The 13,549-nt window shown below is 67.9% G+C and carries 10 protein-coding genes and 1 pseudogene; 3 read left to right on the forward strand and 8 right to left on the reverse strand.

What is annotated here, in order from left to right:
* Positions 1 to 7: 7 nt before the first annotated feature.
* Positions 8 to 1,405, reverse strand: a complete 1,398-nt coding sequence (locus tag ACQEXA_RS59505; protein WP_433135054.1) for a transposase — start codon at positions 1,403 to 1,405, stop codon at positions 8 to 10.
* A 202-nt stretch (positions 1,406 to 1,607) separates the two neighbouring features.
* Here ACQEXA_RS59505 and ACQEXA_RS59510 point away from each other — a divergent pair, with 202 nt between their 5' ends.
* Positions 1,608 to 2,750, forward strand: coding sequence for an IS1380 family transposase (locus ACQEXA_RS59510; RefSeq protein WP_433135517.1), 1,143 nt, complete (start codon positions 1,608 to 1,610; stop codon positions 2,748 to 2,750).
* A 239-nt stretch (positions 2,751 to 2,989) separates the two neighbouring features.
* Here ACQEXA_RS59510 and ACQEXA_RS59515 read toward each other — a convergent pair whose 3' ends face one another.
* From ACQEXA_RS59515 to ACQEXA_RS59535, 5 genes are all read right to left on the reverse strand, one after another.
* Entirely contained in the window at positions 2,990 to 3,196 is a 207-nt protein-coding gene (locus ACQEXA_RS59515; RefSeq protein WP_433135055.1) for a DUF6417 family protein, read from the reverse strand.
* Positions 3,197 to 3,597: 401 nt separating this feature from the next.
* Positions 3,598 to 4,383 (reverse strand): fumarylacetoacetate hydrolase family protein, encoded by a 786-nt coding sequence (locus ACQEXA_RS59520; protein WP_433135057.1) that lies wholly within the window; start codon positions 4,381 to 4,383, stop codon positions 3,598 to 3,600.
* 141 nt (positions 4,384 to 4,524) lie between these two features.
* A complete protein-coding gene (locus ACQEXA_RS59525; protein WP_433135059.1) occupies positions 4,525 to 5,820 on the reverse strand; it encodes an MFS transporter in 1,296 nt (431 codons plus the stop codon).
* A gap of 287 nt (positions 5,821 to 6,107) precedes the next feature.
* Complete coding sequence (locus tag ACQEXA_RS59530) at positions 6,108 to 9,038, reverse strand: FAD-binding and (Fe-S)-binding domain-containing protein (RefSeq protein WP_433135060.1); 2,931 nt, start codon at positions 9,036 to 9,038, stop codon at positions 6,108 to 6,110.
* Positions 9,039 to 9,075: 37 nt separating this feature from the next.
* Entirely contained in the window at positions 9,076 to 10,242 is a 1,167-nt protein-coding gene (locus ACQEXA_RS59535; RefSeq protein WP_433135061.1) for a pyridoxal-phosphate-dependent aminotransferase family protein, read from the reverse strand.
* Between the two features lie 95 nt (positions 10,243 to 10,337).
* On the opposite strand from ACQEXA_RS59535, the gene ACQEXA_RS59540 reads away from it, so the two are divergent.
* Positions 10,338 to 11,108, forward strand: coding sequence for an IclR family transcriptional regulator (locus ACQEXA_RS59540; protein WP_433135062.1), 771 nt, complete (start codon positions 10,338 to 10,340; stop codon positions 11,106 to 11,108).
* 335 nt (positions 11,109 to 11,443) lie between these two features.
* Positions 11,444 to 11,659 carry a hypothetical protein gene (locus tag ACQEXA_RS59545; protein ID WP_433135063.1) on the forward strand — a complete coding sequence of 72 codons (216 nt, stop codon included), beginning with the start codon at positions 11,444 to 11,446 and terminating at the stop codon, positions 11,657 to 11,659.
* Positions 11,660 to 12,004: 345 nt separating this feature from the next.
* Here ACQEXA_RS59545 and ACQEXA_RS59550 read toward each other — a convergent pair.
* Positions 12,005 to 12,679 (reverse strand): annotated as a pseudogene (locus ACQEXA_RS59550) (IS110 family transposase); the annotation flags it as partial.
* A 289-nt stretch (positions 12,680 to 12,968) separates the two neighbouring features.
* Complete coding sequence (locus tag ACQEXA_RS59555) at positions 12,969 to 13,499, reverse strand: Mu transposase domain-containing protein (protein ID WP_433135065.1); 531 nt, start codon at positions 13,497 to 13,499, stop codon at positions 12,969 to 12,971.
* Positions 13,500 to 13,549 lie beyond the last annotated feature (50 nt).

Below are 13,549 nucleotides of genomic sequence, written 5' to 3' on the forward strand. Positions count from 1 at the left end.
TTCTGGGTCACGCCGAGTGACAGGTGCTGGTCGGGGGTCTGTAGGTGGGGCGAGGATGTTTCGGCCTGTTGCGTGAGCCTTTGGGGCGGCCGGGCCCCGCGGGCCGGGGTTTCGGGGGCTTGGTGATCGCGGGGAGTTTCGCGCGGAGGCGGCGAAACCCCAATCGGACTCGGTAGGGGCTCAAGGTGGTGCCAAGGGGCGGGCGGGCCTGCCAGGGGCGGCGGAGATCGTCGACGAGGTCCCGGGCGAGATGTAGTTGTGTGTAGGCGGCCAGCACGAGGGTTATCCACCGGTCGACGGCTTCGGCCGTGTCCAGGCGGGCGGCGCCCAGGCCGAGGTGGCCCTTGACGAACCGGTGGAAGTGTTCCTGGTCGAAGCGGCGCATGTACGCCATCCACAGCAGATCGGGGTCAGCGGGCTGGGGTCCGAGGTGCCACAACCACAAGTCTTTGTCCGTGCCGCCGCCGTGCGGCAGACGCTCGACCTGCACCTGGAGGACGGTGCCGCGCACGATGGGCAAGGGCTTGTCCTCGGGCCAGTCGCTCCACCAGCTGGAGCGGCGGGTCAGCTGCTGGTGCAGGTTGTGCCAGGCGCGAATGGTCACCTTCCCGTACCGGTCGCTGTCGAGGATGACTTCGCTGTCGGGCGCCGGGCGGGTGTCGGGGCGGGCGCAGGAGAACTCCGCGCCGTGCCGCTGGGGGCGCCCGTTGGTGCCGGGCAGTCGTGGTGGCGGGTCGAAGTGGAAGCGCCGGTTGCTGCGCAGTCGCACCAGGAACTGGACGGGCAGGCAGTCCAGCTCGCTGGCCAGTTCTGCGCCCCGGTAGCCGGCGTCCAGCAGAATCAACGGTGGTGGGTCCCCCAGCTGCCAGCGGCCGGTGGCCTGCAAGTCTGCCAGCAGAGTGCGGATTTGCCGAAGGGCGACCTCGCCGGCCTGCTCGGTGGGACGCACCCGTTGTGCCTCCAGCGGCTGCACCCAGGAGGTGGCGCCCCAGCCGATGCCGACCAGGACGCTGTAGTCCCAGCCGGGCAAGAACATGTCAGGCCCCTTGCCGCGGACCATCACCATGGTCCGCTGGTCGGCATAGCGGGCGTCGGGACGGGCCAGGGGGGTGGTGTCGATGGCGAACATCAGCGGCTCGCCCGTCCGAGCCGGGGACAGATGCCGGACCAGGGCCTGCCGCAGCAGGTCGGTCGAGACCCGCCCGTGGTGCAGCGCGTCGTATACCGAACTGTGCCGCCGGAGGAACTCCGGCTCCAGCGACAGCTCCACCGGTGACTGCACCGGACCGGCGGTGCACAACATCGCATCAGCAAGTTCGAACAGCGCATCGCCCCGACGGTACAGATAGGAGCGGAACTGGCTGCGGAACGTAGCCAGTTCGCGGAGGGCATCGACACCGGACATGGGAGAAGCAAGAGTATGCATCACGGCCTTTGCCTGATCGTCTGTCAACTCGTGGCGAGAAGACACGATCATGCAGAGGCCGTCCTGCTGTCATGAGAACCGCTGAATCAGTCCTGCCCCGACCAGCACCTGTCACTCGGCGTGACCCAGAACTCAAAATGCAAGGGTTCCGTAACGCCGACAACCAACGCCTACGCACACGCTGCGTCACCACCCGCCGAGCCCGCGGACACCTCCACACCGCTCAACTTTGAAGACCCCGTTTCTGCGTTCCTTCACGCACGTGCATGTGAAGCAACTGCACGCTGTGGCCCGCCGGTTCCTTCCCGAACTGGCCCGTCATGCCCCGCTGCTGCCCGGCGCGGACCAGGTCGCCTACGTGGACATCGATGACACCATCCGCCGCACCTACGGCTACGCCAAGCAGGGCGCCGGTTACGGATACAGCAAGGTCAAGGGCCTGAACGCGCTGCTCGGCATCGTCTCCACACCCCTGGCCGCCCCGGTCATCGCCGCCACCAGGCTGCGCAAGGGACCCTCGAACTCCGCGCGCGGGGCGGCAGCGTTCGTCGCCGAGACCATCCGCACCGCCCGCGCCTGCGGCGCCAGCGGCCTGCTGGTGATGCGCGCGGACTCGGCGTTCTACGGCGCCGATGTCGTCAACTCCTGCCGGGCGCTGGGCGCGCGGTTCTCCATCACCGTGCGGATGAACGCTTCCGTCAAGACCGCCATCGCCCGCATCGATGAGGACGCCTGGACGCCGATCAAGTACCCCAAGGCGGTCTGGGACGAGGAGGGCCAGTGCTGGATCTCCGACGCCGAGATAGCCGAGACCACCTACACCGCCTTCACTTCCAAGCCGAAGAAGCAGCAGGTCACCGCCCGTCTGATCGTGCGCCGCGTCAAACGCCTGAGCGCGCAAGCCGTCCCCGCCGGACAGGGCACGCTGTTTGACACCTGGCGCTACCACGCCGCGTTCACCGACTCCCCGCTCTCCTTGAACGATGCCGAGCGTGATCACCGACGGCACGCCGTCGTCGAGCAGGTGATCGCCGATGTCAAGAACAGCGCCTTCGCCCACGCGCCCTCCGGGCATTTCCAGGCCAATGCCGCCTGGCTCGCAATGGCGGCCCTGGCACACAACCTGACCCGCGCCGCCGGCGCACTGGCCGGCACCTTCCATGCCAGAGCGACCACCGCCACCATCCGGGACCACCTGATCAACGGGCCCGCCCGCCTGGCTCGCTCGGCCCGCCGCCTCACCCTGCACCTGCCCGAACGCTGGCCCTGGAGCACCAACTTCACCCAGCTCTTCAACATCGTGCACGCGCCACCAACCCCCTGACACTCCCCGACCGACCTGCCCGAAAGGGCCCGAGACCTGTTGAAAAGTGGAAAGGCTGGGCAGACCAGCGGCCACCCCACGCCCGAATCCGCAACTCAACCCCGACACGCCCTGCACGACCCCGAAACGATCACACCGAAATCAAGCCGGTGGATCCGGGTTCAGACATCGGAACGCGTCAGGGCCGCACCCGAACCTCGGGTGCGGCCCCCATGTCCAGGCTCATCCGGGCCATGCGGTCACTTCCCCGAGGGGATACGGGCGACGATCTCCCGCGCCAGCCGCGCCGCCTCGCGGGACATCAACCCGCCGGCCTGGGCGACTGCCACCAGCAGGCGCCGCAGATCGTGCGCCTCCTCGAGGGAGAGCAGGGTCAGGCGCTTGGTCGTGTGCTCGACCGGCGCGAAGTCGATCTCGTCGAGGTCGAGGTGATCGTAGGCGTCCATGCCTGGGCAACGTGGTCGGCCTCTGGCCGGTCACGCCCTGCGGTGACAGCAGCAGCCCCGGCCAGCGCGGGCACCGGTCGGGGCTGAGCGAAGTGTGGTCGTGAAGGGCGGTTCGCCTACGCGGCGAAAGGCAGAGCTACCTCGCCGGCCTCCACCTGCGCGCCTCGATGATCTGGATCAAAGACCTCACCCGGACTACCCATTGATCACGACTCAATACGCGCCCTAGCGACCTCGGTCGACCATCTCCGGGCTCGTCCAGGTGCCACGGGTCGGACGCGCAGCGCTCAGTCAACCTGAACAATCACCTGCACGACGGGTGCAGCCGGGCCGACGGCTTCGCGGGCGGGCGTTGGGCCATAGGAGAGCGCAGACTCATCGGCCGGGGCGGGGTCAAACGCTCACGTCGTGCCCGGCGCGCCGAGCGGCTCCGTGCCGACCACCGGATTGGGCAGTGTCCCCACGCCTTCGATCCGGACTTCGACCCGGTCCCCCGGGACCAGCGGACCCACGCCGGCGGGGCTGCCCGTGAGCAGTACGTCACCTGGCTGCAGGGTGATCCAGCGGGTGACGAAGGCCAGCAGTTCGCCCACGCCGAAGACCATGTCGGCGGTGGAGCCGTCCTGGACCGTACGACCGTTGACGAGGGTGTCCAGCCGCAGCGCCCCGGGGTCGGCCACGTCCGTCTCGATCCATGGCCCGAGCGGGCAGAAGGTGTCCGCGCTCTTGGCCCTGGTCCACTGCCCGTCCGCGCGCCAGTCGTCCGCGGTGATGTCGTTGGCACAGGTGTAGCCGAGTACGTAGTCGGCGAACGACGCCGCGGGAACGTCGCGGGCGGTGCAGCCGATCACGACGGCGAGTTCTCCCTCGTACTCCAGCCTCCGCAGTCCGGCCGGGTGGACCACCGCCGCACCGGGGCCGACCACGGCATTGGGCGCTTTGAGGAACAGCGGCGGCTGGGTCGGCCACGGCCGCTGCTTCTCCGCTATCTGTCCTGCGTAGTTGCTTCCCGCACACACAATGACCCGCGGGTCGCAGGGCGCGAGGAGCTCCACCTCGTCGAGCGCCGCGATCCTGGGTCCGGGCCGTGAGCCGGCGAGCGGGCTGTCGCCCATCTCGTGGATGTACTCGCCGATCAGCGCACCACGTCCGGTGTGCTCTGCCTTGCGATACCTGACCAACCGCACCGCACATCTCCCTTGTCGGCCCCTGTGGACCGTTCCTGTCCTGAAAGTTGTCGAAGCCGGCTCCCGCACCTATCGGGCCTGTGGGCCAGTCGGTCGGCATCCGGCCGCCTGGCCCACAGGTGACAGGGCGAGAAGGAACTGTCAGACAGGCCTGACAGCGGGTGATCCCTCCGCTCCCTCCGCTTCGGTACCGATGGGCGGGGCGCTCGTCGCCTCGCGCAGCTTCTTCCGAAGCGTCAGGACGAGCAGCGCCGCCACCGCGAAGACCGCGCCGAAGAACACCTGCGTGAGGGCGTATCCTCCGCTGATGTCCTTGAGCCATCCCCCGATGTAGGGCCCGAAGAAGCCGCCGAGGTTGCCGACCCCGTTGATGATCCCGATGCCCGCGCCCGCGGCCGCCGCCGGCGTGAGCTTGGTGACGGTGGCCCAGAACGGTCCGTACCAGGCGATCGACGCCGCGGTGCCCAGGATCATCGCCCCCAGCACGAGCCACTTCTGCTGGGCCGAGATCAGGCCCGCCCCGGCGAGGACCACGGCTCCGACGCCGAGGACGGCGACCATGTGGGTGGCGTGCCTGCCGTGGCGGTCCGCGGACCTGCCGATCAGAATGATCGCCAGGCCGGCGGCGATCTGGGGCAGCATCGCGACGAGACCGACTTTCATGTCGGTGTGGAACGCCGTCTTGAGCACGCTCGGCAACCACATCGAGAGCCCCAGCAGACCCAGTTGGGTCAGTGTGTAGATGAGGGCGAACCTCCACACGATCGGGCTGCTGAACGCTGCCTTGAACGTCCCACGGTGCTCGAGCGGTTCGCCCTCCGCGGTGCGGGACTTCTCAATGTGGTTTCGCTCGGTGGCCGACAGCCACTCGGCTTTCGCCGGCGTGTCGCGCATGATGACGAGCCATGCGACAAGCCCGAGCACGAGTGGGGCGCCGCCCTGGATGATGAACATCCAGCGCCAGTCCGCGTACGTCAGGATGACACCGGAGAACGGAGCGGCGACGATTGCGGCGATCGGCGTGTACAGCTTGAAGATCGCGTAGGCCCGGCTGCGTTCGGCGAACGGGAACCACGACCGGATGGTGGACATCAGCGCGGGCTGTACGCCGCCCTCGGCCAGCCCGAGCAGGAAGCGGGTGAGTACGAGTTCGGTATAGTTGTGCGTCAGTCCTGAGGCCACTGCGGCCGCGCTCCACAGCACCATCAGGATCGCGACCCACCGCTTCGCGCTCCACCGCTCGGCCATGTATCCGCCGGGGACCTGAAGCAGCAGATACCCCCAGAAGAAGACACCGCTCGCGAAGCCCTGTTGTGCCCCGGAGAGGTGCATGTCCACTTGGAGGTGGGGCAGGGCGAAGCTGATGTTCGTTCGGTCTATGTAGCAGATGATGTAGACGAAGACGATGACCGGCAGAATTCTGGTCCATCGCTTCATGTCGGATCGGCGCCGGAATGTAGATGTCTGCGTTGCCAACGACCTACCTCCTTGTAGGTGCAAACTGCCGGATGTTTCAGCGCACTGACTGCACGAGAGACTCGTGTGGGGCGAGTTGCGTCGTCTCCCTTCTTGGTGTGTCTGCCGCTCGGCGGTTTTCGCGCAGGGCGCGGCCGAGGCCGGGCGGGCAGTGACACGGCATACTGATGTGCCGGCCCCGGCGGCGGTGCTGAGCATCGAGTGCGCCCCGCCTTCGGGGAGGAATTCAGCCGGGACCGCCCGGTCTGTCACGTGGTGTGGAGCGCGGACCGAACGAGTTCCACCGGGTGGACGGCGCGGCGTCCGCCGCCATGGGAGATCTGCTGTCGGCAGGACACGCCGGTCGCCACCACGACGGTGTCTTCGGAGGCCGCCTTGATGGCCGGGAAAAGGCGGTCGTTGCCCACGGTCATCGACAGGTCGTAGTGCTCGGATTCGAATCCGAAGGATCCGGCCATGCCGCAGCATCCGGCGTCGAGTTCGTCCACCGTCACACCGGGGATCCGGTTGAGCAGCGCCATGGTCGCGGCGGTGCCGACTTCGGCCTTCTGATGGCAGTGGCCGTGGTAGAGCAGCCTGCGCCCAGCGAGCCAGGAATCCGCGCGCAGCCGCAGCCGCCCGTCGTCGATGGCCTCCGCCAGGAGCTCTTCCACCTGCCTTACCCGGCCCGCGACGTCCTTGACCGCCACGTCGTCGGGCAGCAGCGACAGGTGCTCGTCCCGCAGCGTCATCAGGCAGGACGGTTCGCAGCCCACGATCGGTGAGCCTGGTTCCCCACGGGCGCTGAGCGCGTGGGCGAGTTCGCGGGCCTTGTGCTGGGCGTCATCGATAAGCCCTTTTGACAGGCTGGACCTGCCGCAGCAGCCGTCGGCTCCCAACTCGACCTGCCACCCAGCCAGTTCCAGCAGTTCGATGGCCGCCTGGCCGATGCCCGGTTCGGTGTACGTGGTGAAGGAGTCCGCGAGGAAGACGACCGTTCCTTGGGTGACGGGTTGTGCCGTGCTCGTGCGGCGGCTGAACCAGCGCAACAAGTTGGCCCGGGTGAACATCGGCAGCGGCCTGGCCGGGGTGATACCGATCAGCCGGTCCATCAGCCGGCGCACCGGTCGCATGCGTCCAGGCAGGTTGGACAGCGGTGCGGTCGCCGAACCCAGGCGGTTCAGCGACCGGATCGCGCCGAAGATCCGGGACCGCAGCGGGATTCCGTGCAGGTCGTGGTGGTGCGAGAGTGTCTCGCTCTTGAGGGCGGCCATGTCCACGCCGAGGGGGCATTCGCTCTTGCACGCCTTGCATCCCAGGCACAGGTCCAGGATCTCGTGCAGCCGTTCGTCGCCGAGCGCCGTCCGCGGGTCGGGCTTCGACAGAGCGTTGACCAGAGCGTTGGCCCGGCCGCGGGTGGAGTGCTCTTCTTGAAGTGTGGCCATGTACGAGGGGCACATGGCGCCGGCGGCGCTCTTGCGGCAGAGCCCGATGTTCATGCAGCGGTCCGCGGCGCCGCGCATGCCGCCGACCACTTCGAAGGACAGCCGCGTCCGGAACGGCGTGGCCGGTGGCAGTGCCGGATCCCGCAGGTTGTCCGTCATCGACGGGGCATCCACGATCTTGCCCGGGTTCATCCGGTCCTCCGGATCGAAGACGCTTTTGGCCTGGCGCATGGCCTCGTAGAGCTCGTCGCCGAAGAGTTCCCGGTTGAACTCGCTTCTGGCCAGCCCGTCGCCGTGCTCGCTGGAGTTGACGCCGCCGTACTCTCTGACCAGGTCCTTGATCTCCTCCGCGACGGAGCGCATCGTATGCACCTGCGCCGGATCGGTGAGATCGAGGAAGGGGCGAATGTGCAGGCAGCCGACCGAGCAGTGCCCGTAGAACCCGGCCGTCAGGCCGTGCCGGTCCAGGATCGCCTTGAAGCGCTGGGTGTACTCGGCGAGGTGCACGGGATCGACCGCGGTGTCCTCGATGAAGGCCAGCGGGCGGCGTGAGCCCACGCTGGCGGCCATCAGCAGGCCCAGGCTTGATTTACGTACCTTGAGCAGAGCCGCCTGCTGGTCGGCCGTGACCGCCTCCAACGTGTGGTAGCCGTGGCCGTGGCGCCGCCACAGCGCGGTCAACCGCTCCAACTGGCCGACAATCCGGCCCTCGTCGTCCCCGGAGAAGGTCACGAAGAGCAGCGCGCCGGGGTCGCCTTCCAGGATCGTGCCCAGCGAGGCGTACTCGATCTTCTGCCTGGACAGTTCCAGGATCGTACGGTCCATCAGCTCGATGGCGGCCGGATCGCAGGAGAGGGCATCCTCGGTGGCCGCGATGGCGGCGGGCGTCGAGGTGAAGTGGCCGACGGCGATCACCGTACGGAGCGGCTTGGGCACGAGGTCGACCAGGGCCTGGGTGGCGACCACAAGCGTGCCCTCCGAGCCCACGACGAACTTCGCCAGGTCGAACGGTCCGTCCCCGGCAAGCCGGTCCAGCCGGTAGCCGCCGGCTCGCCGCCAGAACTTCGGGAACCCCTCGGCGATGGCGGAGGAGTTCCGCCTCAGGATCTCGGGGAGCTGCCGGTAGATGTCGCCTTCGAGGGTGGCCGCCTGCGCCCGGCGTGCCCGCTCTGCCTCATTCACCGGTGCCAGGTGGGCGAGGCTGGCGTCACTGAGCACCACGTCCAGTTCTCGTACGTGATCGATGGTCATCCCGTAGCGAACCGATCCGCTGCCCGCCGAGTTGTTTCCGATCATGCCGCCGATCGTGGCGCGGTTGCTGGTCGAGGTGTCGGGGCCGAACATCAGTCCCAGCGGGGCGGCGGCCCGGTTGAGCTGGTCCTGCACCACGCCCACCTCGACCCGGGCCGTACGGTTGTCGGCGTCGATCTCGAGGATTCGGTTCATGTGCCGGGACAGGTCCAGTACCAGGCCGGGCCCAATGGTCTGGCCGGCGAGGCTGGTGCCGGCCCCGCGCGGGACCACTGGTACACGGTGTTCGGCGGCCGCCGCGACTGCGGCTACCACATCCCCGGCGTGACGGGGGAACACCACGCCCATCGGAGTTATCGAGTACATACTCGCGTCCTGGGCGAATAGGCGCCTGGTGTAATCGTCGAAGGCGACCTCACCGTCGAGTTCCCGCCCAAGTTTGCGCATCAGGTCCTGCGAGGTGACGTGTTCGCCGGCGGTCCGGGAACTGCTGACCGTGGTCACTACTCGTTTCCTCCTTACGAGCGTTGGTCAGGGCTGTTCACTCGGCGCGCAGCAGGTCCAATGCGGCACTCAGGCCGGCCGGGTTGATGTCCACCCCTGCCAATTGGAGCCCCATCTGAACACCGGCGAGCGTTCCGGCCAGGGTCAGGTCGTTGAAGTGACCGAGGTGGCCGATCCGGAAGGCCCGTCCCGCGAGCTTGCTCAGGCCGGTGCCCAAGGACATGTCGAAGCGGTCCAGGATGATGCGACGGACCTTGTCAGCGTCGTGCTCCTCGCCCAGCAGTACCGCAGTCAGGACACTGGAGTACTCCCGCTCGTCGGCGCACAGCACCTCCAGGCCCCAGCCCCGGACGGCGGCCCGGGTTGCCTCGGCATGGCGGTCATGCCGTGCGAACACGTTGGGCAGGCCCTCCTCTTCGAGCATGATCAGGGCCTCGCGCAGCCCGTACAGCATGTTGGTGGCCGGGGTATAGGGCCAGTAGCCGTGCTGGTTCGCCTCGAGAATGGGTGTCCAGTCCCAGTAGGACCGCGGCAGCCGCGCCCGCCCGGCGGCGGCGAATGCCTTCTCGCTGACCGCGTTGAAGCCGAGCCCCGGGGGCAGCATCAGGCCTTTCTGCGAACAGCTGATGGTGACGTCGACGCCCCACTCCTCATGCCGGTAGTCAATCGATCCCAGCGAGGAGATCGTGTCGACAAGGAGCAGGGCGGGATGGCCCGCCTCGTCGATGGCCGCCCGGATCTCCGGCACACGGCTGGTGACACCGGTGGACGTCTCGTTGTGGACGACCATCACCGCCGCGATGGAGTGGGTCTTGTCCTCGGCCAGCCGCTCGGCGACCACGCTCGGGTCCACGCCGCGCCGCCAGTCCCCGGGGACGAAGTCCACTTCCAGCCCCAGACCTTCGGCCATGCCGCGCCACAGGGTCGCAAAATGGCCGGTCTCGAACGCCAGCACACGGTCGCCGGGGCTCAGAGTGTTGACCAGCGCCGCTTCCCACGCCCCGGTCCCCGAGGAGGGATAAATAACGACGGGACCGCTGGTGCCGAACACCGGCTTGACTCGTTCCAGGACGTCCAGTCCCAACTCGGCGAACTCCGGCCCGCGGTGGTCGATGGTCGGTTGTGCGATGGCCCGCAGCACCCGGTCAGGGACGCTGGTCGGGCCAGGGATCTGGAGGAAATGCCGCCCAGTACGCGTCGTCACTTGAAATCACTCCATCTTCTGTGCCGTAATACGGCACACCGTGCCGTAAAAAGGTACGGCGAGGTTAGGGACGAGCGATCAGGGAGTCAATGGAGATGCAGAACGTTCTCAACGCTTTGCGCGTGCTTGAAGAAGTCGCCACGCGACAGCCGATCGGAGTCGGGGAGCTGTCACGGCTTCTGGGGATACCCAAGAGCTCCGTCCAGCGTGCGCTGCAGACCCTCAACGCGGCGGGGTGGATCCGTCCCGCGGGAGGTGAGATCACCCGCTGGGTGCTGACCACGAAAGCTCTGGACGTGGGCCGGCACGCCAGCGGCGACCTCGGTCTGCGCGACGCGGCCGTGCCGCTGATGGAGGAACTGCGCCGGCGCACCGAGGAGACCATCCATCTCACGGTTCAAGAGCAGAACAAAATGGTCCTCATCGAGCGGCTGGAGACGTCCAAGCCCGTGCGCACCAGCATGTCCCTGGGGCATTCCCTGCCCCTGCACGCGTCCGCCAACGGCAAGGCGGTACTGGCGCACAGCCCCGCCGAAGTGATCGACCGCCTGCTCGCCGAGGGCCTTCCGCGTTACACCGACACCACCATCACCGACCCCGACCGGCTGCTCGCCGAGCTGGAGCGGATACGAGCACAGGGCTATGCGACCAACAGGGGAGAGTGGCGATCCGACGTCGGCTCGGTCGCGGCGGCCATCATGGGTGAAGCCAAAGAGCCGATCGCGAGCCTCAGTGTCAACATCCCGATGACCCGATTGACCGACGAATCCCAGTCCTTCTTCGGCGCCGTGGTGAGCGAGGCGGCGAAGACCCTCTCAGCGCGCCTCGGGCACTCATACGGTCCCACCCCGCCCGCATCCACATGACGTCATCAGCGTGCGGCCGCGCCGGACCCACTCGATGCAGCGCACAGCCACGCCGGCGCTTGCCTCGGCGGCCTTCGCTCGCGCTGTGCCCCCGTTCGCCGGGCCTCTGAGGGCCCTACCGGCCCAGCCCCGCTGTGCCCTGGCCGGACTCATGCAGACCTTGCGTTCGCGGCCGGGGTCGGCGGTCTTCCCATCGGTGAGGAGCGTCACCAGACTGGTGGTCCCGGCATCGAGCGGCGCCTGAGCGCCGGCTTCACCGGCTCGCCTGTGCCGCTCGAAAAGTCCGTCGCTGCAGGTGGCGACGGTGACGGCTCGTCGGCTGAGAGCATGACCGGATGTTCGTATACCTGCTGTACAAGGTGACCCAGAAGTTGATCTCCCTGCCGTCGGTGCTACTCCGCAGCGATGCCGCGGAGGCCCGCATCAAGATCGCCGCCTGGATCACCGACTTCTACAACACCAGGCGCCTACACAGCGTGTGCGGGTTCAAGAGCCCGATCGACTACGAACGTGACTACAGGGCCACCCTCGCCGAGGGACTGGCCGCATAGATCGTCTCCACGCTGCGAGGGGATTGACACGCGCCGCACGTGGACTCCGGGTTCCCCTGCCCCGGAACTGTGCCGTCACGGCACGAGTCGCCCAGGAAACAAGGCTCTTCGACGCTATCGCCCTCACCCAGCCTGACCGACTGTGGTTGGCCCGAAAGGCCTTGACCCGGCCGAGCCCCGTACCGGCCGCGGCCGACGTCTACGGATGGCATTTCAAGGAGTCGCTCTACCCCGGCTGAGCCTCCGGACGACTGCTCTACGTCGGCATAACCCCACGCCACGTGGCGAACCGGGCCAGCACGCAAAATCTGAGGAAGCGTGTGCGGTACCACTATCGAGGCAACGAGCGGTGTGCTGGCGCTCGGCGGCTTCGACGGCCGCCTCGGCCAGGGCTCTCGCGTTGCGAACCTTGCGGTTGGCCAGCCATGTGGTCAGCCGGGTGATCCCAATCCGGCGGATCGCGGCTGGGGTCTGGTAACCCGTCAGCAGCTTGAGCGGTCCAGTGTTCGTCACGTCCAGAGCCCGTTCCAGGGCCGGGAACATACTCAGCAGGGTGCCGCGCAGGCGGTTGACGACGCGGGTGCGGTCCTCGACCAGGTCGAATCGACGTCCGGTCAGCAGCTTGAGTTCGACGGCGGCCCCGTCGCCGGGGCGGATGGGCCGCAGGTCGCGGCGCATCCTCGCCTGGTCGGCGATGACGTAGGCGTCGCGGGCGTCTGTCTTGCCTTCGCCGCGGTAGCCGTCGGAGGCCCGGTTCACCAGCCGGCCGGGCATGTAGAGGACCTCCTGGCCGTGGCTTACCAGCAAGGCCAGCAGCAGCGCGGGTTCCCCGCCGGTCATGTCGATGGCCCAGGTGACCTCGCGGCCGTCGGCCAAGTCCAGGACGTCGCCGATCAGTTTCAGCAGCTCGGGCTCGTCGTTGGCAACCCGTCGAGGCAGCAGCGTCTTGCCGTCTGCGTCCATGGCGAGGCCGTGATGGTGGCCCTTGCCGCTGTCGATCCCCGCCCATATCCGGCTCATCGCGCTCCTGCCCTGACGTACGTGTTCGTTCTGTTCGTGCCACGGACGACCTCGCCGGCATTGCTCTACACAGCGACTTGTTCGCACTTCCTAATCGGCGGCCGAGTCGTCGTGGGGTGCCGAGCGGCGAAGCGTCGTATGCCACGAGACGGCAGCAGCCTGATAGCCACACCCAGCACCCCTGGGCGACCCAACCCTACGAATGGCTCGGTCAACCCGATCAGGAAGGTAGAGCAGCCTGAGCCTCCTGGGCACCTTCTCACTCCCCTCGGTGCAGGCCTGTTGTCGTTTACAGCCCGAAAACTTCAGGGCTCAGCCCCCGCCTCATGAATTCACCATGCGGGCGGATGCTGGTGACGGAGAGTGAGGTGAACGGAGGAGGGTACCTCGACCTGCGATGATTCGGATTGCTGAGATCTGGATCATGGTGGGGAGGGGACACCACGCCGTCGATGACACCGAAGATCCGGTCGTAGGTGTCCAGGGGCCGCTGTTCGACGTCGAGCTGGCGGGCAGCGGCCGGCTGCTGCCGGGCCCGTTCGCGGCCGGCCTTCGCGGCGGCTGCGTGGGAGGGGTCAGTCAGGGACTGGTGGCGGGCCCAGCAGCGGGCATGCCGGGCGACCTCGGTGCCCTCGCAGAAGGCCAGGACCTGGTCCAGGTCGGCCTTCACCTCGATGCGGCGGCCGATCGCGAGCGGGTGGATGGAGTAGTCGTTGGTGTCCAGGCGGACGTAGTGATCGCGGGGCAGCCGCAGCGACGTGCGCCACCAGCCTGGCGGGTCGACCAGCGGCGGGCCGGCAAGGCCACGCCGATCACCCACCTCCTCCACCGCAGCGGAGGCCACCGCAGCTGGGCCATCGTCACCGACTT

This window comes from Streptomyces sp. CA-106110 (assembly GCF_050936285.1).
GTDB lineage: Bacteria > Actinomycetota > Actinomycetes > Streptomycetales > Streptomycetaceae > Streptomyces.

What these genes read in the sequence shown, in the direction of transcription:
- ACQEXA_RS59525 (WP_433135059.1), bottom strand. Translation starts at nt 5,820, where the DNA reads ATGAAGCGATGGACCAGAATTCTGCCGGTCATCGTCTTCGTCTACATC.
- ACQEXA_RS59545 (WP_433135063.1), top strand. Translation starts at nt 11,444, where the DNA reads ATGTTCGTATACCTGCTGTACAAGGTGACCCAGAAGTTGATCTCCCTG.
- ACQEXA_RS59505 (WP_433135054.1), bottom strand. Translation starts at nt 1,405, where the DNA reads ATGTCCGGTGTCGATGCCCTCCGCGAACTGGCTACGTTCCGCAGCCAG.
- ACQEXA_RS59515 (WP_433135055.1), bottom strand. Translation starts at nt 3,196, where the DNA reads ATGGACGCCTACGATCACCTCGACCTCGACGAGATCGACTTCGCGCCG.
- ACQEXA_RS59540 (WP_433135062.1), top strand. Translation starts at nt 10,338, where the DNA reads ATGCAGAACGTTCTCAACGCTTTGCGCGTGCTTGAAGAAGTCGCCACG.